This window comes from Klebsiella sp. 141251 (assembly GCF_050600725.1).
GTDB classification, from domain to species: domain Bacteria; phylum Pseudomonadota; class Gammaproteobacteria; order Enterobacterales; family Enterobacteriaceae; genus Klebsiella; species Klebsiella aerogenes.
This window is the reverse complement of the sequence record NZ_JAQIRG010000001.1, coordinates 192,549-211,945: the sequence shown is the minus strand read 5'-3', so window position 1 is coordinate 211,945 and position 19,397 is coordinate 192,549. Positions and strand designations below refer to the sequence as shown.

The window sequence follows — 19,397 nt, the reverse complement described above, 5'->3', positions numbered from 1 at the left end:
GGCCGAGGAAGAAAACGATGTTCGGAAAACTTACACTGGATGCAGTGCCCTACCACGAACCAATTATCGTGGTAACGGTTGCTGCAATCATCGTCGGGGGACTGGCGATACTGGCAGCGATCACTTACTTCGGTAAGTGGTCCTACCTATGGAACGAGTGGCTGACGTCCGTCGACCACAAACGTCTCGGTATCATGTACGTTATCGTGGCAATCGTCATGCTGCTGCGTGGCTTTGCTGACGCCGTTATGATGCGTAGCCAGCAGGTGCTGGCCTCTGCCGGGGAAGCAGGATTCCTGCCGCCTCATCACTACGATCAGATCTTTACCGCCCACGGCGTTATCATGATCTTCTTCGTGGCAATGCCGTTTGTTATCGGCCTGATGAACCTGGTGGTTCCGCTTCAGCTCGGCGCACGCGACGTTGCGTTCCCGTTCCTCAACAACCTGAGCTTCTGGTTCACCGTTGTGGGCGTTATTCTGGTTAACCTGTCTCTGGGCGTCGGTGAGTTCGCACAGACCGGTTGGCTGGCGTATCCGCCGCTTTCGGGAATTGAATACAGTCCTGGCGTAGGGGTCGATTACTGGATTTGGGCGCTGCAGCTCTCCGGTATCGGTACTACCCTGACCGGTATCAACTTCTTTGTGACCATTATCAAGATGCGTGCCCCTGGCATGACCATGTTCAAGATGCCGGTATTCTCCTGGGCATCTCTGTGCGCCAACATCCTGATTATCGCCTCCTTCCCAATTCTGACCGTCACCGTCGCGCTGCTGACCCTGGACCGCTACCTGGGCACCCATTTCTTTACCAACGATATGGGTGGCAACATGATGATGTACATCAACCTGATTTGGGCCTGGGGTCACCCGGAAGTGTACATTCTGGTTCTGCCGGTATTCGGGGTCTTCTCCGAAGTCGCAGCGACCTTCTCGCGTAAACGTCTGTTTGGTTACACCTCGCTGGTGTGGGCAACCGTCTGTATTACCGTTCTGTCGTTCATCGTTTGGCTGCACCACTTCTTCACCATGGGTGCCGGCGCGAACGTAAACGCCTTCTTCGGTATTACCACCATGATTATCGCGATCCCGACCGGGGTTAAGATCTTCAACTGGCTGTTCACCATGTACCAGGGCCGCATCGTCTTCAACTCGGCGATGATGTGGACTATCGGCTTCATCGTTACCTTCTCCGTTGGTGGGATGACCGGTGTTCTGCTGGCGGTACCGGGCGCGGACTTCGTACTGCACAACAGTCTGTTCCTGATTGCGCACTTCCATAACGTCATCATCGGCGGTGTGGTATTCGGTTGCTTCGCAGGTCTGACCTACTGGTGGCCGAAAGCCTTTGGTTTCACCCTGAACGAAACCTGGGGTAAACGCGCATTCTGGTTCTGGATCATCGGCTTCTTCGTGGCATTTATGCCGCTGTACGTGCTGGGCTTCATGGGTATGACCCGTCGTCTGAGCCAGGACATCGACCCGCAGTTCCACTCCATGCTGGTTGTTGCAGCATGCGGCGCGGCGCTGATCGCTTGCGGTATCCTGTGCCAGCTGATTCAGTTCTACGTTTCTATCCGCGATCGCGATCAGAACCGTGACCTGACCGGCGACCCATGGGGCGGCCGTACTCTGGAGTGGGCAACCTCTTCTCCACCGCCGTTCTATAACTTCGCAGTCGTTCCTAACGTTCACGAACGTGACGCGTTCTGGGAAATGAAAGAAAAAGGCGAAGCGTACAAGCAACCTGCGCATTATGAAGAAATTCATATGCCGAAAAACAGCGGCGCGGGCATCATCATTGCTGCATTCGCAACGGTGTTTGGCTTCGCGATGATCTGGCATATCTGGTGGATGGCGATTGTTGGTTTCGCCGGCATCGTTGTGACCTGGATTATCAAGAGCTTTGACGAGGACGTGGATTACTACGTACCGGTTGCGGAAGTCGAAAAACTGGAAAATCAGCATTTCGATGAGATTAACAAAGCAGGGCTGAAAAATGGCAACTGATACTCTTGCGCATAATGCCCACGCGCATGAACACGGGCACCATGATACAGGACCGATGAAAGTCTTCGGTTTCTGGATCTACCTGATGAGCGACTGCATTATCTTCGCTACGCTGTTCGCAACCTATGCCGTTCTGGTGAACGGCACGGCTGGCGGCCCGGCGGGTAAAGATATTTTTGAACTGCCGTTCGTTCTGGTTGAAACCGCACTGCTGTTATTCAGCTCCATCACCTATGGCATGGCGGCTATCGCCATGTACAAAAACAACAAGAGCCAGGTCGTTTCCTGGCTTGCCCTCACCTTCCTCTTCGGTGCAGGGTTCGTTGGGATGGAAATCTATGAATTCCATCACCTGATTGTTGAAGGGATGGGTCCGGACCGTAGCGGCTTCCTGTCAGCGTTCTTCGCGCTGGTTGGTACCCACGGTCTGCACGTCACCTCCGGTCTGCTGTGGATGGCGGTGCTGATGGTTCAGGTATCCCGTCGCGGCCTGACCAGCACTAACCGTACCCGTATTATGTGCCTGAGCCTGTTCTGGCACTTCCTGGACGTGGTGTGGATCTGCGTGTTCTCTGTTGTTTATCTGATGGGGGCGATGTAATGAGTCATTCTACCGATCATAGCGGCGCTTCTCACGGCAGCGTGAAGAGCTACATGACAGGATTCATCCTGTCGATCATTCTGACGGCAATCCCGTTTGCAATGGTTATGAGTGGCTCCGCCTCGCATGCAGCGATTCTGGGAACCATCCTGGTCACGGCTGTGGTGCAGATTCTGGTACACCTGGTGTACTTCCTGCACATGAACAGTAAATCTGACGAAGGTTGGAACCTGACCGCGTTTATCTTCACCGTAATCATCATTGCTATCGTAGTTGTCGGCTCCATCTGGATTATGTGGAACCTCAACTACAACATGATGATGCACTAAGAGCGGCGAGTATGTTTAAGCAATACCTGCAAGTAACGAAACCAGGCATCATTTTTGGCAACCTGATCTCCGTGATCGGCGGTTTCCTGCTGGCCTCCAAAGGCCACATCGACTATCCGCTGTTCGTCTGGACGCTCCTCGGAGTATCCCTGGTGGTCGCCTCGGGTTGTGTTTTCAACAACTACATCGACCGTGATATCGATCGTAAGATGGAACGGACGAAAAACCGGGTGCTGGTCAAAGGGCTGATCTCGCCAGAATCATCGCTGGTATACGCCACCTTGCTGGGTATTGCTGGCTTCATGCTGCTGTGGTTCGGCGCCAACCCGTTGGCTTGCTGGCTGGGCGTGATGGGGTTCGTGGTTTATGTCGGCGTCTACAGCCTGTACATGAAACGCCACTCCGTCTACGGCACGCTGATTGGCTCTCTCTCCGGCGCTGCGCCGCCGGTGATTGGCTACTGCGCGGTTACCGGTGATTTTGACAGCGGCGCGGCGATTCTACTGGCGATCTTTAGCCTGTGGCAGATGCCTCACTCCTACGCCATCGCGATCTTCCGTTTTAAGGATTATCAGGCGGCGAATATTCCGGTTCTGCCGGTGGTGAAAGGTATCTCCGTCGCAAAAAATCATATCACGCTGTACATCGTGGCCTTTGCCGTGGCAACGCTGATGCTTTCTCTGGGGGGCTATGCCGGATACAAATATCTGGTCGTAGCTGCCGCAGTCAGCGTCTGGTGGCTTGGCATGGCATTACGTGGGTATAAAGTGGCGGATGATAAAGTCTGGGCACGTAAGCTGTTCGTCTTTTCCATCGTCGCCATCACTGCCCTGTCGGTGATGATGTCTGTCGATTTCATGGTCCCGGATTCACATAATCTGCTGGCTTACGTCAGATAAGATTACGCTTTATATGAAATGATAAAAGCCTCCGCAAGCGGGGGCTTTTTTATCTAGAGAAATTGCCCTCTCCCCTCCCCTTTTGCTTCATTTTCTTCACCTATTACGCTGTTAAAAATTGAGAAAAAAATGAGCATCGCTAACCGCCGCCTATCTCGCTCCATCACTGAAGTTAGTGCTAGCCTTATCTCGTAGGCAAACGCCTACATAAAACATGGATTTAACTGCAAGGAATAACAATGAAAGAATTAACATTCAACGAAATGGAATCTGTCTCAGGTGGTTTCAACCTGGTAAGCGCCGCAACTGGTTTCGCCAGCTTTGTCGCTAATTCCGCGGCAGGGTTTACCTCATTTGCGCTGACCTCCGGTCTGGCGTTTGCCTCTTTCGTCGGCGATAGCGCGATTGAATTTGGCAAGTTCCTTCTTGGGCAGACAAACTGGGAAAGCGTAGTCAGCACCGGTCAGGAAAACTGGGCAAACTTCGTTTCCACTGCTGGAAGCAGCTGGAACACTTTCGTGAATAACGCCGCAACCGACTGGAATAGCTTCCTGGATCAGGCTGCATCCTAATCGGTATAATGATCAGGGCAGATTTCATTTCTGCCCTTTCCTTTGTTTTTAATCTTTTATTTCGCTCTGCCCCCTTTTAGCCTCTGGTTCTCATCCCTTCTTCTATTACGCAACACAGTCGTAATATCTGCTAAACAAACATTTATTTACGCGTCCTTATCCCCCCACTACACTAGTCACAGTTTTTATATTGAGGTGGTAATGAACGATAACAAAATGACGCCAGGAGAACTGCGCGCAACCTGGGGTTTAGGGACCGTATTCTCACTGCGCATGCTCGGCATGTTTATGGTCCTGCCTGTTTTGACCACATATGGCATGGCGCTGCAGGGGGCTAGTGAAGCGCTGATTGGTTTAGCTATTGGCATTTACGGGCTCGCCCAGGCCGTCTTCCAGATCCCGTTTGGCCTCCTGTCTGACCGCATTGGCCGTAAGCCGTTAATTATTGGTGGTTTGCTGATATTTGTTATCGGCAGCATCATCGCCGCGCTGACCGATTCTATCTGGGGCATTATTCTTGGCCGCGCGCTGCAGGGCTCTGGCGCTATCGCCGCCGCCGTCATGGCACTACTTTCTGATTTAACCCGCGAACAGAACCGTACCAAAGCCATGGCCTTCATTGGCGTCAGTTTTGGCGTGACCTTTGCTATCGCTATGGTGCTCGGCCCTATTGTCACTCACCAGTTAGGGTTGCATGCGCTATTCTGGATGATCGCTATTCTGGCCAGCCTCGGTATTTTGCTGACTCTATGGGTAGTACCAAATAGCCACAATCATGTACTGAACCGTGAATCTGGCATGGTAAAGGGCTGCTTCAGCAAAGTGCTTGCTGAACCTAAACTCCTCAAGCTGAACTTCGGCATTATGTGTCTGCACATCATGCTAATGTCGACTTTTGTTGCGCTGCCAGGACAACTGGAGGCCGCGGGTTTCCCGGCCGCCGAGCACTGGAAAATTTACCTGGTGACCATGGTCATTTCCTTTGTCGCCGTGGTGCCATTCATCATCTATGCGGAAGTGAAGCGCAAGATGAAACGTGTGTTTCTGTTCTGCGTCGCTCTTCTACTGATAGCTGAAATCGTGCTCTGGGGAGCAGGTGGCTATTTCTGGGAACTGGTCGCGGGCGTGCAGCTGTTCTTCCTCGCCTTTAACCTGCTGGAGGCATTGTTGCCTTCATTAATTAGCAAGGAATCACCAGCAGGTTATAAAGGCACGGCAATGGGTATTTACTCTACCAGCCAGTTTATCGGCGTGGCCATCGGTGGTGCCCTCGGCGGCTGGGTCGATGGTTTCTTTGATTCACAAACGGTGTTCCTGCTTGGGGCCCTGCTAGCAATGTTATGGCTGCTGGTTGCCAGTACGATGAGCGAACCACCTTACGTGAGCAGTCTCCGAGTTGAGATCCCGGACGAAGTCATCATTAATGATGAACTACAGCGCCGTCTGTTGTCGAAACCTGGCGTTGAGCAGGTCATGATTGTCGCTGAAGAACGTTCAGCCTACATAAAAATTGACAGCAAAGTGACCAACCGCTTCGAGGTTGAACAGGCTATTATCGCAACTTCGTAATCGCCCCCCATTTCTATGCTCTAAACAATAAGTTGAACGCGCGGCAACACAGAAGATACCTTCGGGTATCTTCTCTTATCAAACATGAATTGACGTAATAAGCCCCCATACTTTTCTAATTCTGTTTTGTGAAGTTTAATTCACATTAAAACTAATAGATCATTTAAATATTCACTATTATATAAAAAACCCTCTGATTAGTATATTGCCCGGTGTGCATAGGCACATCATTAACAATTCATTAATCTAGGATGGAATTAAAAATGAAAGAATTAACCGCAAACGAAATGGAATATGTCTCTGGTGCAGGCATTATCGACCTGCCTTGCGCTTTGGTTGATTTCACCGTTCAATCAGCGCTGGGCCTGGTAGCAGCAGGTATTAACGCAGGTATGATTCTGGCCTCCTCCGCTCTGGAAACCACTATTGATCTGGTTTCTAATATTCTTGGCGGTTCGCCATCTAGCCTGGGAAGCATTATAACTGACCATATCAACTCCCTGCTGTATGCTGAATCAGGGGTTTGGTCAAACTTTGTTTATAATGCTGCTACTGACTGGGGTGGTGTTGTTGAGGCCCTGCAGAGCTAAATAGCATATGGCCAGTCAGTTTTCTGACTGGCCATATTTTCTGATGTTAATTATTATTTTCGCCACATCTGAGATACATATCACATGCCGTCATGTAATCATCATGCCAGCGCCAGTAAACATGTAAATAAAAGTATCCCATCGCCGGTATCATGCATAAAATAAAATAGAAATAAAAATACATTTCCCACCCTAATAATTTCAGCAACAGGCTAAAAATTACGATCCATAACAGTTGAAGAATAAATAAAATAACTAACCGCAACCATAGCGATTTCCTATACATTACGGTAAATGGGATAGTTTTAGCCAGGTTCACATCAAACTCTTTCTGAAAAAGCCGTCCTAAAAAAGTATAACGCCTGGATGGGTGAGCAAAAATCAAATTAACTGCCAGTATCGCTGAACAAAGAATCAGCATAGCAACTATCAACTTTGCAGAAAAAAAACCATTGGATAAGGAAAAATCTTCATCCGCGACTAAGGGGCTGATAACCAGAAAACTGGTCATAAAAGTTACGGTAACATTTAAGCAAGCATAATGATGGAGATTACGGTATCTAAGCGTATACACAGTTGCCTGCTGTAACTGTTTGACGTAACAATTCCTGGCGAACCAGCACATCATATAGACTATTATCGGCACAAAGATGACAATACAGACCATCGCGAGAATGCTTGAAAAGAAGAGTAGAAATCCCTTCACAACCAGATAGCACCCTAGTAAACAGCAAGCTGTAGCAACAAGCGGATGCCATAGTATGGCCTCACATTGCGAATACTTTTTTCCCTGAAACCAAGAAAAGTTGATATTTTTTATCGCATATTTGTAAGCCCAATACGCTTTAAGTTCATAAACAAAGCTAAACATAGTTAACGAAAAAATGGCGCTGACAGGGAATGCATCTTCCACGGTCAAAAGATACCCTCTGTTTTTCACGTAGAATGCAATCAGCATCGTACAAATAAAGTACAAATAGGGTAAAAGCGAACGATCCTGTCGACGAATAAAAGTTAAATAATCCGGAATCATGCTAGCCTCGTTACGCCCCCAATATTTTTCGACAATGAATAAAATACTCTGCCGAGAAATCATCGAAATCATTTAGTAATTGTCCAAGATACGCTTTATTGCTGATTTCAACGAACCTGACGACGGGAGTGTGTTGTAAAAAAGCAGTCATAGATGCTGTCCATTGTACGGTATGGGTCAAATGCAACGATAAGTTGTTTTTAATTATCTCAGGGTCACCTTCTTCGCGCCCGGTAACATTCATTAGTACAGGATAATTTGGCCGTACCATTTCCACCACCTCCAGGGCATCTCGCATAAGTTGAACTCCATCAGCCATTAGTGGCGTGTGCCAGGCACCGCTAACGCCCAACTTTACCGTTTCCAGGCCAGCTCCCATAAGTACCCCGGCGAATTCGCTTAAATCTGGCAGCGTTCCGCCAACCACCTGCTGATAGGGACTATTATCACAACTCACCACAACCGGGCTTGCGGAATCGTTAATCAACTGGCTTATCGTTTGATAATCAGCACCTCTCACCGCTAGCATTGCGCCTTTACGAATATGACTTAAATCATCCATGATAGTTGAGCGCGCTGATATTAGTTTGAACACATTCTCCAGCGTTAAAGCGCCGGCCGCGTAGAGTGCGCTATATTCACCAACACTATGCCCACATGAACCCACGATGTGAGCGTCAGAGAATTGCTCAGCATAAAGACTATAGAGCGTAACGTTGATAGCCGTCACCGCTGCCTGCTGTGTCGTCGTTCTCACCAGACGATTCATTGGCCCTTTCAGACATAACCGACGAAGATCCAACCCTGTTACATCACTAGCGCAATCCCAGATTTGTCTGGTGGTTGCGTTTAGATCCCATAAATCTGATCCCATTCCAATTACAGGATTTCCCTGACCGGCGAAAATAAGCACCAATGGTTGCTCTGATAACTTTGTCATAGACAATATATCCTTATAAATAGTATTTAAATCCAATATAGACTCCGAGGGTCTCGCCAAAAAGTGCGAACTCAGAATCACGATGACCTAATGCGCTATAAAACCCCGAATAAATCTCTACCCGTTCGCCCAACCCTTTTACCGGCTTGATATAATGGGTGCCAATTAATGCACTACCATCAACTAAGTTCATCACCAGATAGGGCTGAAAAGTTGAATGATCTGTATTCTGTAAACTTAGCCACGAATTAATATAATGTCGTCCTTGTAACATCCCTTTATTTCCTGTATTACTTATTTCTGACCCCATCAGATATTTATAATCATCAAATACTTTGTCTAAACTGGACAAGCCAGTTTTATTACTTAATAGTTTAATAAAGTCGGTCTGCTCTCGCCATGCCGCTTTTGAGTATCCTTCACTCTGATAATAGTATTCGATACCTAATACACTAAAAAGGTCAGTGGTATACTGGCCGCCAACGGCTAATTCATAGTTTTTTTTATCATCCTGAGCATAAAGCGATGAAGGATATTTTCCAGATAATACTGCATCTCGTTTTTCACGGGAAAAATGCCGCCACTGTTGATTTTTGTGTAAAGCCGCCTCTACGTTGACAACAAACTGAGGAGTTATATTGTAGCTATCCGCCAGGGCCAACGAAGGTGAATCGCCAAGCATCACATCTGCTGCCAGTCGATGATTAGCAAGTCGATAATCGGAGTAACTTAATAAATAATACTCACTGCTGTTGCTCCGTTGATTGGCTGTCCAGTTGCTGGATGACTCATAATATTCATCAATACTCGCCAATTTGGGTATGATGGTAAATGAGAATGCATAATCGCGGAACTCTTCTGAGATCCGCCCTCCCCAAAACGGCTCATTATAGGTGGAGTTAAATCCGGGGTCGAATATTCTGGTAGGTTTAAATCCGGCATAATAAGTCGTCAACAATGCTGCAGGCGATCTTAAATGAAAAGCGCCGGAATGCGGTCTAAGTTTTCCGCCTTCGAGACTGACGTTTTCAGATAATGTTGCGTTCAGCTTTAGCCTATCGATTAATATTTTAGAGCGACTATCATCTTCTTCGAATGGCCCCACCTCGTTCATCGGATGATATCCAAAGCCATATAATGAAAAATCCACAGCCAACACATCATCAATAATGTCACAAGAGCTAGAGACGTTAAGTGAAATATTATTATAGGCGTTATCAGTGGTATACGGGTTAGATCCACTGATGCGCCATAGAGACTCATTTTTATGTGTAAAGGATGTTTGCCCCATCAAAACCAATTGACCATTTTGTTGTATTTCATCCGCGGTAAGACAATCTGCCATCCCCAACAACGGTATTAATGTTAGAATTGATAGTAATACGGCCCGAAGCAATTTCACTTTGCTTCCCTCTGAATGAACTCCTTCGTGAAGTGAAATTCTGGTAAGGACTCAAGGCGAACATTACTATACTTCATGACAGAATATCCCTTTTCATACCGAGTATTCTGCACAATAATTTCTGTTGGCCGGTACATTCCCAATACCATTTGATAGTTTTTATACAAAACACTCTTGAGTAATTGATTATCAAGTGAGTAATATGATGCCTTAAATGGTCGATACTCGGCGTTTTTTTCTACCAGGTAAATCACTTTTGGATAAGTAACGGCCTCAGATTTACGAATAAGAGACAACCGATAGCAGATTTTATCACCACAAGGCTCCTCACCCTCCAGCGTCGAATCATAGGCATATTCGAAGTTCGTTACGATAACATCACCATTAGAGATCTGGCCTATTAAGCGTTGTGAACGCGAAATGGGAACTGGCCTTCGAAGCTCAGGTGTATAAAACCATAAATCATACCAATCAGATAACATGACTTTACCTTTATCTCGCGGAGGATAAGTAAAGCGTATCAATGAACGAGCGTCAGCTTTAATACCGTTCCTCGGCTTAATAAATCGCATTGAAATATCGAGAGATTGTTTATTTTCAGGTTCATCCACTCCCTCTTTAAACTCCAACACGGTCACTTCATAGCGGAAAGGTTCATTTGGTGAACGAACTTCATCCGCCCTGCGAATAATCTCCAGAGCCTGCTGATCAATTTTTGTCGCTTGCACTGCAGCTGAATGCAGTAATACTGCCAAATATAATAAATACCACATGCCAATTCTCATACTGCCCTCTATGAAGATTTAAATGCATCTGTAATATTAAGCCGCGATGCACGATATGCAGGAATGATAGAAGCCAGGGCTGACGTTAAAATTGGCAACATCAAGGTAAACCAAATTAACTCTGCGTCATTGCTTTTAATAAATGCAGTATATCCAACTGACTGCCCTGGAGAAGGAGGCATTGCAATGCCGGAAATATTAATAATCGCAGCAATGGTATAACCAAAAGCAAGGCTACCGATTGCCCCCAAAATGCCTATATATATACCTTCCAACCAGAATAAAAGCGTAACACGACTGGACTGTAAACCGATGGCTCGTAGTGTCGTGATCTCTTTAGTCCGCTCAACGATATTCATCGTCATTGAATTACCGATCATAAATATCACAATAAGTGCTACTATGACTTTAATAAAAAAATAGATACCCGAAAGCATGCCTTCAACTTGCTGGTAAAAAATAGAGCTTTGCTTCCAGTCCTTAACGATAAGGGGTAAATTCTGTTGAGCGATAAACTCTCTCATTTTAATAACAAATGGCGCTACATCATCATGTTTTAATAAGATAACTATTTTACTGACGCCATTCGTACCCATGATTCGCTGAGCGGTATCAAGAGGTATCTTTAGTGCAACATCATCATAATCCTTAATTCCCGACTCAAAGATGCCACGGAGTTTGACTGATATAGCGCCCTGTCCTCCTGCCACATTTACCGCCAGGATATCGAGCCAGTCACCATAGTGGCTATCAAGTGTTTTGGCCAAACCGCTTCCGATGGTAATTTCATTATGTTTTACGCGAGATAAATCGCTTCCAAAGACTATCTTATCAAATGCTCCTAGCTTCAGAGATGGTAATGGTTCAATGCCTTGCGCCGAAAAATAATTTGACGTTTCGCTTTCGTAGTGAGATATAATCCCACTAAACTCTAGCTGACCTGAAATTGTCGAAATTGCATTAGAAAAATAGGCATTTTGTAATATATTATGCTTTAGTGAAATGTAGTCAGAAATAAGGCTTTTATTCTTATTAGCCGTTTCAAAGTAGGATTTATTATAAATTTGCACATGGCCAACATTAGTTCGTATCGTCTGCTCCTTGAGTATCCAAAAAGAGTATTTGATAAAACCGCCATATAGAAATATAGCGCCACCACCTAAAACAATTGCAAAAATAGTAGAAAGGGTTCTACGCTGATGCCGTAGCAAATTAAGGAATGAAAATTTAGCATCACCATAATTGAAGATGATATTATAAACTACAAATAGCAATAACAACGCCACAATACCATTAATGAATATCACATCCCTTGACATTTAATCACCTTTAATAACCGGAACAATAACCTGCACGACTTCAGCCATTTCCCACGCAGGCGGATTGTTATTTGCATAATCGATTTTAAGGTTTTGCCCTACGCTTCTCAGATACTGAAGGAATTGTTCTTCTTGTGGTTTGCTATGGCACTGATGGAGAGCTCGTAAACGCATCTCGTTAATCTTCCGAACAATCTCGACGCTGAATTTATCTCTATTCCTCATCAGCAAGTCGGTATCTTCAATCGTAATCACGCAGCGCCCCAAATTACCCGGAAGCCAGGCATCAACACGCGCACGCAAATATCTGATTAGCAAATTATCTTCATTGACATCTACCGACTCATCCATATAGAAGAATCCTGTCTTTGCATATTCAGAGGCGTGAATCAGATCATTAACACTCAGGTAATAAGCTGCTTGCCGCAGCATCCCCCATGAATAAAAGATCAGCACGCCAACGTTATTAGTGCGTTCATATTCTTTAAGCAAATTTGCTGTGACCGATGCTAATGCTTTTGGCTCACCTGGTAACCCATCCTGTAAAACACGATCCGAAACAGGTGTGGGTATCGATTCAGCGAATGCTGAAAATATAACTGTGGTTAAACACAGAAGCAAAACTCTACAAAGATTGCTTCGCTGAATCATATATTATTGCTCCATCTTTAATTTCCACTCTCCGACGAGCTCGCTCTTGTAGTTGAGTCGAATGAGTGGAGATAATAAACGTCGTCTCTGTGCGCCGATTAATGTCAAGCAGCAGGTCAAGAATCGCTTCTCCAGTGGCCAGATCCAAATTTCCGGTCGGTTCGTCGGCAACAACGACTTCAGGACTATGCGCTAACGCCCTTGCTATCGCGACCCGCTGTTGTTGTCCGCCTGATAATTGGCCTGGCTTTCGCCCAACTAAGTGGGCTAAGCCCACACTATCGAGGAAATGTAGACTCCGTGCTTTCGCCTCTTTTGCATTGAAATGCCCATTTAGCATCAGGGGATAAAAAACATTATCAAAAACACTTAGTACCGGGACTAAATTGAAAAACTGAAAAATAAACCCTAAATGATGACTACGGAGTCGCGCCAAATTCTTTTCAGACAGCGCATTTAGATTTTTGCCAAGAAAAAAAACATTACCTGCCGTTGGTTTATCAATACCTGAAAGTATATTAAGCAAGGTACTCTTACCGCTTCCCGAAGGGCCACATAATGCTACGAACTCACCTCTTACAATATCCATATTAATATCATTCAGTGCAATAGTAATGTTATCCTGAGGACCATAAGATTTATGTATACCGTACAGAGATATATCAGGTAATTCTGTTATATTGCTGCGCATAGGGCCTTCTATTCGTACCAGGTATCAAAATAAGCATAGCCACCGACTGCCCCAGGGATAACGGTTCGAAGACAGCCATTATGCAAAGCGTGGTGTGCAATGTATTGCCAGCTCAAAGCAGGGGTCATGCAGCCGCTACAACCATAACGAGTAATGAGATCGACTCCTTTGTTAGAAGGTGGTATTAATTTATTGATACCACCGGCATAGGCAACCAAGTCAATATCATTATTTTTTTCTGATTGTGATACAAACAAGCGGTCTACACCATTAGATATATATGGACCACAGTTCACTCTCATATGACTTTCTCTTCTACTGAATATAAAGCAGCCCACTCTTTCAATTGACACATTCACGCCAGGAACATGCTTATGATGCTTTTTCCTTTCGCCTTGGCTAAGACTTTCTGCGGTAAAAGCCAACAACGGCACCGCACGGTAACCTCCGCAGATAACGACAAAATCAAATACATCCCAAGCAAGATAATCCTGTGTCAATGCCATTGCCTGAAATAGAGCATAGTTTTCACCTCGTATTTTACAGGTCACGTTGTTGATAGAAAATTTCTTAATCAAATTCTTAGGTAAAGTATCAATAGTTGATAAGTTAAGGCTACTTATATTGTATTCAAAAACGCCTGACTCCCCCCATGAATCAATATAGATAAAGGCGGTTCGTGATTTCAGGAGTAGCATCCGTTCTTTTGCTGATAAGCTATGTAGAGCATCGTCCGACACTCTTTCCATGGCATTAATATAGGGTATATGATCTGGTCGCCTTGTGATTTCACGATTATATATTTCGGCACGTGTGCCAAAGCGTTTAAATCGCCAACCATTCGCTCCTGTTGCCTTGAGCGCGGTATTGAATGAATGCGACTCCCATACATTTAACCAGTTTGGATAATATAAATGAAACGGTTCTTCAGGTTCAAGAAATGAATATGAAGACAAATACATCTTACTATTCATATCAACCACAACTCTTATTCAAATTTGTCATTAATAACGCAACAACTGAACCATCGACGCCTAACCCGGTCTTCAGAAGATGGTTTTTTTCATGCTTCCTCACACCTCCTTCTACGGAGATATGGCAAGCGACATCATCTATGATTTCGTCATTGATAACAGGAAAAATCAATTCATTCGTGAGCAGTAAATGATAGCCAATAATTAGGTCTATCACCCCAGATCCCGTTGCGGTATAACCAACTTGTCCTTTATAGGCCAATACGGGAAGCGGGGTTTCACCAGCAAACATAGCGATCGCTTTTGCTTCAACTTTATCACTGGATGAGGTTCCATTACCGTGAGGGATGAATCCACAAAGGTCCTCTTTTCTCACCCCAGCATCATTTAATAATGAATGAATCAACTTCAAAATGCTGGTGCTTTGCCAGGATGCATCATTACTTCGACTAGCATTAATTTGCTTATATGCCGAAGTAATACATACTCCCGGACTTTTTCCGCGCATCATTCGGTGTTGTTGACTTTCCAGTAACATAACGCTATAGCCTTCGGCAAAATGCACACCATTGCTGTTTACCCCGAAGGGCTGGACAATTTTACTGTCCAACATTCCCTGGCTTGCAAGGAATACAAGATCCTGATATTTAATTTTTGAAATATTAATAACAAGCCCGAGGTCAATACCTCCACTCTCTATTGCCCTGGTAACCAAATGAATAGCAGTCAATGATGAGTTACTTGTACAGTTCATATTTGGCGGCAAATATTGCAACTCATACTTTAGCCCCAGCGTATAAGAGACATTATCCTGCGACATATTTTTTACAGAAAGATTTTTAATTGAAGATGTTACCGAAACATCTTCCATATCATTGTAATTATAAAAATTCCTGTAATCCATAACATCAACACGAGGGCCTATTCCGGTAATATATACTCTAACTCTGTTGCCTTTCAGGCTGTCATTACTAAGACCAGCCTGTAGTAAGGCGTCATCAATGAGTTTGTACACCAGTTCAAAAGCGCTATCGTTTTCTCGTTGTAGTTTCGCAATGAATATATTCTCTGCAAATCCACATTCTCTAGCCTGGTTATCTGATATAAACCATGGCGACAAATGTACCCGTTTTCCTTGCTGCAGATTTCGAATTAACAGCGAACTATTCTCAGCATATGGCAAGGATACACTGAAGCCAGAAATAATAGCTCTCCCGCTCACCTTGTTATCCTTTAATCACGATAGCGTAATAATTCCCGCCTTCTGTAGCGCCAATTAAAAGAGCGTATTTGATAGCTATTTCTCGTGTTTTCTTTACAAAGTTAATTCTTGCGTCGGCAAAGTTTTGTGTATATGGAATAGCAGGAACCGATTGTCTTTGAATACAATCAAGAATCACCGCCAGGTTTAAAAGCCCTGCAGACGAAGCAACAAAGCCAAAAAATGCGTTATAATTCACCACTGGAACATGTGGATTATGGCTATGGAATGAATCATAGATTGCATTAATTTCTATGATTGAGCTAACTTCGCTGCCACTACTAGTTCCACACACTAAATCAATCTCTTTTGCGGTAATACCCGCATCGGCAAGCGCGCGAGCGATCGCCAGCGACATTGCGGTAGATTTTTCCTCAATCTGCGTCGCATCAAAGTAGGAATTACTGCATGACTTACCATAACCTGCAATTTCTCCCAATATTTCAGCGCCACGGGTAGCTGCTGCACGCGCGTCTTCCAATAACAGCATACAGGCCCCTTCACCAGGAACATATCCACGTTCCTCTTTGGCATATACCTGATAATCAGCGACATTTGACGTCATATGAATCTTGTTGGTCACCGCATCCATATACAGGGACATCGATGGAAAATATTCATCAGCCCCGCCAACAATGACCTGTGGCTGTAGTTGCTGGCGAACAATTTCATAGCCATAAGTCAATGCGCCAAGCGCGGCGTTTTCACCGGTCGCTAACGTAGTCGTATATCCCTTTATACCTTCCGAAATCCCACAAAATGTCGTCATCGAGTTCATCAGCGAACCAGGAAACTCTGAAGTACGTACTTTGCGCGGATCGGGCTTTAAACTTTGTAAATACTTGTAGGTAGTTTCTTGCGGTCCACGGGCCATCCCCAGAACCATGCCCAGCTCCTCTCCATCACGTTTAATCTTGCGTTTCGCCCTATTCAGCGCTTCTGAAAGTGCAATCAGCGCAAACGTACCGCCGCGCGTTGCTTTGCGTGGGTCATAGCGGCGTAAATGTTTACGTGGTTCGAGGCCTTTCACCTGGTAAGTTTTAAAGTGCTTTTCTGACTCCGGCTGTCGGTAGGCCGCTTCTCGATATTCTTCGCCAAATATTTCCGCAAACTGATTAGTTTTTTCTACAACATCCAACAGCGCTTTAGCCTCTTCAAGCGTATCATCAGGAAATACTACGCCGCTCAACTCCAGCGACCTGGCATCTTCATGGATATAGCGAAGAATTTCATTAAGCGTATGTCCAATAGCCGATACGGCACCTATCCCAGTTATAACAACACGTTTGGCATCATAGGCGGTAAGAGGAACTGAACATGGTTTGGTACTGACAATCATGCAGCAATTATTACCGCCGAATGCGTAGTTATTCTTCATAAAGATATTGATATCTTTGTGTCGAAACTCATTCGCCACGTAGTCCAGATCGCAGTTAGGGCGCGGCTGCGAAAAATTCAACGTTGGCAGAACATGCTTCTGCGGAAGGGTAACTAAACAAGCGATGAGCTCGACAATACCGGCGGCGCCAATATTGTGGCCAAAATACGATTTAGTAGAACTGATCAATATATTTTCGGCGCCAGAGAAAACTTTCTTCATCGCCAGAGTTTCTATTTGGTCATTAGCCTGCGTTCCCGTACCATGCGCATTAACGTAATCAATTTGCTCAGGTTTGATACCTGCATTCGCCATGGCTTTCTGCATGACCTGCACTGCGCCGCTAGCTCGCGGGTCGGGCCCCGTTTCATGGTATGCATCACACGAGGTGGCGTACGAGAGAATTTCGCCGAGAATCGTCGCACCACGCGCGACCGCATGCTCATACTCTTCCAGGACTATTGCCCCTGCGCCTTCGCCAATAGACATACCTGAATGCCCCGAAAATGGCGAACACGATTGCGGGTGCATAACGTTCAGGGCATAAAAACCGGCAAAGGTGGGTAAATAAATAGGTTCTGTTCCAATAGCCAGCATAGCCTTGCTTTTGCCGTTTTGGATGTAATCAAAAGCCATGCCGACGGCGTTCGGGCTTGCCGTACAAGCCGTTGCAACGAGTTCCACGCCTCCTTTCAGGCCTAATAACGTAGATGCGCTGGAACAACACGATGAAAAGCTGCCTGAAAAAAGAGCCTTCCGTAACGAAAAGTCCTGAATATGCTGCTCAAATAACGGAAGGAATGCTTCAGTGCCTGCAGAAGAAACGCCTACAATCAGCCCCATCTGTTCCAGGCACTCCCGATGGGTCGCCAGTTCTGCCTGCTCTAGTGCTTCCTTACCAACTTTGTAGGCCCAAAGTGCAGCATTATCTAGCGATGAGACAACCTCTTTCGATAATTCGGGACAATGAATTTGATGCAGCATTTCAGCCGCACGGGCGTTTGCAAACCATTTAGAGAAACGCGCACTATCAGCGATGCCATTTTTTTTCTCCAGCAGCGCTTGCCTGAAGTCTGCGATGTTGTCAGCCAGAGACGACAAAATCCCCATACCGGTAATAACCACTCTTTTTCTACTAGTTTTCATAATATTATGCTTTATCCCGATTGTTATTTTCTACCGACCGATGCTGGATATAATATTGTCATCGCTAAACGTTATACCGTGGCAAACGCGCTCTTTGCTTTCGAAGCATCAACAAAGCTATGCGTTGTGGGATTAACCAACAAACTCAAGTTATAAATAAAGGGTAAGTTCTGTGTTTTCGCAGCGATTTCACCATTTGCGGTTTTAAGGCTAAAACCTGAAATATCGGCTAACGCATAACATTCATCAATAAGGGCCAACGCAATCCATGCTTGCCTGGCCGGCGAATATGTTGCATTAATAATAACCCCTACCTGTTGTCCATTAACCATCACAAGATCATCTGAATCGATCTGACAACATTCATCGCATGGAGAGATCCCAATAAGCTTACGTTGTGCGCCATTTCGCGATAACTCCACGACTGCACTCTTACCAATAAAGTCCTCTTTATCATACTGGATAGCCCACTGCATTTGCAGTTCCACCGGATTTGTGGAATAGCGAGGGTAAATACTTTCATCCCATCCTGTATTTTCAATTCTCACCAGACGTTGATATTCTAAGCCACCGGTTTTCAGCGAATATCTGGCGCCTATTTCTTGTAACTTCATCCACATAGTGACAAGCGTTGCTTGTGCACCAATCAATTGATATGCGAATTCGCCATGTTTCCCACAACGAAAAACCATAAGTCCATCATTGGTATTCATATATTCATAATAAGGTAGGCCAATGATATCAAAACCATAAACCTCTGCCATTACTTCCCAGGCATAAGGTCCTTCCAGCATAATGACGCCCCAGTCATTCTCTCCCATCGATTTTATTTCTGGAATCTCCTGAATATCTAAATCATCCGCCTTAACAAGGATTTCATTCAGGATATTTATAACTTCTTGTGCAGTCAGATTCTCTGATAGAATATAATAGCCTTCAGCGGCGCACAGAACATAAGCATCACCGCGGATTGTTCCATCAGCGTTAAGCAGCAAAGAGTAAATACCCTGTTCATCACGGATGATCGATACATCTGCAGAGACCAAATAGTTTACAAGCGCCCATGCATCCTCCCCCATCACACTGGTAATGGACATATGAGAATAATCTACCAGCAAGACATTTTCACGCACAGCTTTATACTCTTCATAAATATCATGATATGAAGAAGGTACGCATTGGTGATTATAGATACCCATAACCGCATTGTTTTTAAAATGGAGATCAGAAAGTAACTTCATAAAATAC

General features: G+C 45.2%; 18 protein-coding genes. 7 read left to right on the top strand and 11 right to left on the bottom strand.

Annotated elements, in window-relative coordinates:
- The first annotated feature begins 17 nt into the window (after positions 1-17).
- The 7 genes from cyoB to PGR09_RS00990 all read left to right on the top strand — a co-directional run bounded on the left by cyoB (position 18) and on the right by PGR09_RS00990 (position 6,569).
- Positions 18-2,009 (top strand): cytochrome o ubiquinol oxidase subunit I, encoded by a 1,992-nt coding sequence (cyoB, locus tag PGR09_RS01020; RefSeq protein WP_015704587.1) that lies wholly within the window; start codon positions 18-20, stop codon positions 2,007-2,009.
- The gene (locus PGR09_RS01015) at positions 1,999-2,610 is read left to right on the top strand and encodes a cytochrome o ubiquinol oxidase subunit III (protein WP_015704586.1); all 612 of its coding nucleotides are present in this window, start codon (positions 1,999-2,001) and stop codon (positions 2,608-2,610) included. Before cyoB ends, PGR09_RS01015 begins: the two co-directional genes overlap by 11 nt.
- A complete protein-coding gene (locus PGR09_RS01010) occupies positions 2,610-2,939 on the top strand; it encodes a cytochrome o ubiquinol oxidase subunit IV (RefSeq protein WP_015704585.1) in 330 nt (109 codons plus the stop codon). Before PGR09_RS01015 ends, PGR09_RS01010 begins: the two co-directional genes overlap by 1 nt.
- An 11-nt stretch (positions 2,940-2,950) precedes the next feature.
- Positions 2,951-3,838: a heme o synthase gene (gene cyoE, locus PGR09_RS01005; RefSeq protein WP_045390845.1), complete on the top strand. Its 888-nt coding sequence runs from the start codon at positions 2,951-2,953 to the stop codon at positions 3,836-3,838.
- A 239-nt stretch (positions 3,839-4,077) separates the two neighbouring features.
- On the top strand, positions 4,078-4,410 hold the full coding sequence (locus PGR09_RS01000) for a hypothetical protein (RefSeq protein WP_045390848.1): 333 nt from the start codon (positions 4,078-4,080) through the stop codon (positions 4,408-4,410).
- Positions 4,411-4,611: 201 nt separating this feature from the next.
- Positions 4,612-5,979: an MFS transporter gene (locus PGR09_RS00995; protein ID WP_047044459.1), complete on the top strand. Its 1,368-nt coding sequence runs from the start codon at positions 4,612-4,614 to the stop codon at positions 5,977-5,979.
- Between the two features lie 263 nt (positions 5,980-6,242).
- Positions 6,243-6,569, top strand: coding sequence for a hypothetical protein (locus tag PGR09_RS00990; RefSeq protein ID WP_047044462.1), 327 nt, complete (start codon positions 6,243-6,245; stop codon positions 6,567-6,569).
- A gap of 46 nt (positions 6,570-6,615) precedes the next feature.
- On the opposite strand, the gene PGR09_RS00985 is transcribed toward PGR09_RS00990, so the two are convergent.
- From PGR09_RS00985 to PGR09_RS00935, 11 genes are all read right to left on the bottom strand, one after another.
- Positions 6,616-7,674 carry a hypothetical protein gene (locus tag PGR09_RS00985; protein ID WP_226473586.1) on the bottom strand — a complete coding sequence of 353 codons (1,059 nt, stop codon included), beginning with the start codon at positions 7,672-7,674 and terminating at the stop codon, positions 6,616-6,618.
- On the bottom strand, positions 7,613-8,542 hold the full coding sequence (locus PGR09_RS00980) for an ACP S-malonyltransferase (protein ID WP_047044468.1): 930 nt from the start codon (positions 8,540-8,542) through the stop codon (positions 7,613-7,615). The genes PGR09_RS00985 and PGR09_RS00980 overlap by 62 nt, the downstream gene beginning before the upstream one ends.
- A 13-nt stretch (positions 8,543-8,555) precedes the next feature.
- Positions 8,556-9,887, bottom strand: coding sequence for a hypothetical protein (locus PGR09_RS00975; RefSeq protein ID WP_047044556.1), 1,332 nt, complete (start codon positions 9,885-9,887; stop codon positions 8,556-8,558).
- Positions 9,888-9,940: 53 nt separating this feature from the next.
- Positions 9,941-10,729 carry an outer membrane lipoprotein-sorting protein gene (locus PGR09_RS00970; RefSeq protein WP_047044472.1) on the bottom strand — a complete coding sequence of 263 codons (789 nt, stop codon included), beginning with the start codon at positions 10,727-10,729 and terminating at the stop codon, positions 9,941-9,943.
- 8 nt (positions 10,730-10,737) lie between these two features.
- Positions 10,738-12,048 (bottom strand): ABC transporter permease, encoded by a 1,311-nt coding sequence (locus PGR09_RS00965; protein ID WP_289577466.1) that lies wholly within the window; start codon positions 12,046-12,048, stop codon positions 10,738-10,740.
- Positions 12,049-12,699 carry a hypothetical protein gene (locus tag PGR09_RS00960; protein ID WP_047044475.1) on the bottom strand — a complete coding sequence of 217 codons (651 nt, stop codon included), beginning with the start codon at positions 12,697-12,699 and terminating at the stop codon, positions 12,049-12,051.
- Positions 12,674-13,390, bottom strand: a complete 717-nt coding sequence (locus PGR09_RS00955) for an ABC transporter ATP-binding protein (RefSeq protein WP_430915732.1) — start codon at positions 13,388-13,390, stop codon at positions 12,674-12,676. The genes PGR09_RS00960 and PGR09_RS00955 overlap by 26 nt, the downstream gene beginning before the upstream one ends.
- 8 nt (positions 13,391-13,398) lie before the next feature.
- Complete coding sequence (locus tag PGR09_RS00950) at positions 13,399-14,364, bottom strand: ATP-binding protein (RefSeq protein WP_074165448.1); 966 nt, start codon at positions 14,362-14,364, stop codon at positions 13,399-13,401.
- A gap of 1 nt (position 14,365) precedes the next feature.
- Positions 14,366-15,586, bottom strand: coding sequence for a beta-ketoacyl synthase N-terminal-like domain-containing protein (locus tag PGR09_RS00945; RefSeq protein WP_047078655.1), 1,221 nt, complete (start codon positions 15,584-15,586; stop codon positions 14,366-14,368).
- 4 nt (positions 15,587-15,590) lie between these two features.
- The gene (locus PGR09_RS00940) at positions 15,591-18,149 is read right to left on the bottom strand and encodes a beta-ketoacyl-[acyl-carrier-protein] synthase family protein (protein ID WP_155960958.1); all 2,559 of its coding nucleotides are present in this window, start codon (positions 18,147-18,149) and stop codon (positions 15,591-15,593) included.
- Between the two features lie 71 nt (positions 18,150-18,220).
- Entirely contained in the window at positions 18,221-19,390 is a 1,170-nt protein-coding gene (locus tag PGR09_RS00935; RefSeq protein ID WP_316423024.1) for an aminomethyltransferase family protein, read from the bottom strand.
- Between the last annotated feature and the right edge of the window lie 7 nt (positions 19,391-19,397).

Excerpts from the sequence above, each read along its gene's own strand:
- cyoB (WP_015704587.1), top strand. The coding sequence starts at position 18 with ATGTTCGGAAAACTTACACTGGATGCAGTGCCCTACCACGAACCAATT.
- PGR09_RS01015 (WP_015704586.1), top strand. The coding sequence starts at position 1,999 with ATGGCAACTGATACTCTTGCGCATAATGCCCACGCGCATGAACACGGG.
- PGR09_RS01010 (WP_015704585.1), top strand. The coding sequence starts at position 2,610 with ATGAGTCATTCTACCGATCATAGCGGCGCTTCTCACGGCAGCGTGAAG.
- cyoE (WP_045390845.1), top strand. The coding sequence starts at position 2,951 with ATGTTTAAGCAATACCTGCAAGTAACGAAACCAGGCATCATTTTTGGC.
- PGR09_RS01000 (WP_045390848.1), top strand. The coding sequence starts at position 4,078 with ATGAAAGAATTAACATTCAACGAAATGGAATCTGTCTCAGGTGGTTTC.
- PGR09_RS00995 (WP_047044459.1), top strand. The coding sequence starts at position 4,612 with ATGAACGATAACAAAATGACGCCAGGAGAACTGCGCGCAACCTGGGGT.
- PGR09_RS00990 (WP_047044462.1), top strand. The coding sequence starts at position 6,243 with ATGAAAGAATTAACCGCAAACGAAATGGAATATGTCTCTGGTGCAGGC.
- PGR09_RS00985 (WP_226473586.1), bottom strand. The coding sequence starts at position 7,674 with ATGATTTCGATGATTTCTCGGCAGAGTATTTTATTCATTGTCGAAAAA.
- PGR09_RS00980 (WP_047044468.1), bottom strand. The coding sequence starts at position 8,542 with ATGACAAAGTTATCAGAGCAACCATTGGTGCTTATTTTCGCCGGTCAG.
- PGR09_RS00975 (WP_047044556.1), bottom strand. The coding sequence starts at position 9,887 with ATGGCAGATTGTCTTACCGCGGATGAAATACAACAAAATGGTCAATTG.
- PGR09_RS00970 (WP_047044472.1), bottom strand. The coding sequence starts at position 10,729 with ATGAGAATTGGCATGTGGTATTTATTATATTTGGCAGTATTACTGCAT.
- PGR09_RS00965 (WP_289577466.1), bottom strand. The coding sequence starts at position 12,048 with ATGTCAAGGGATGTGATATTCATTAATGGTATTGTGGCGTTGTTATTG.
- PGR09_RS00960 (WP_047044475.1), bottom strand. The coding sequence starts at position 12,699 with ATGATTCAGCGAAGCAATCTTTGTAGAGTTTTGCTTCTGTGTTTAACC.
- PGR09_RS00955 (WP_430915732.1), bottom strand. The coding sequence starts at position 13,390 with ATGCGCAGCAATATAACAGAATTACCTGATATATCTCTGTACGGTATA.
- PGR09_RS00950 (WP_074165448.1), bottom strand. The coding sequence starts at position 14,364 with ATGAATAGTAAGATGTATTTGTCTTCATATTCATTTCTTGAACCTGAA.
- PGR09_RS00940 (WP_155960958.1), bottom strand. The coding sequence starts at position 18,149 with ATGAAAACTAGTAGAAAAAGAGTGGTTATTACCGGTATGGGGATTTTG.
- PGR09_RS00935 (WP_316423024.1), bottom strand. The coding sequence starts at position 19,390 with ATGAAGTTACTTTCTGATCTCCATTTTAAAAACAATGCGGTTATGGGT.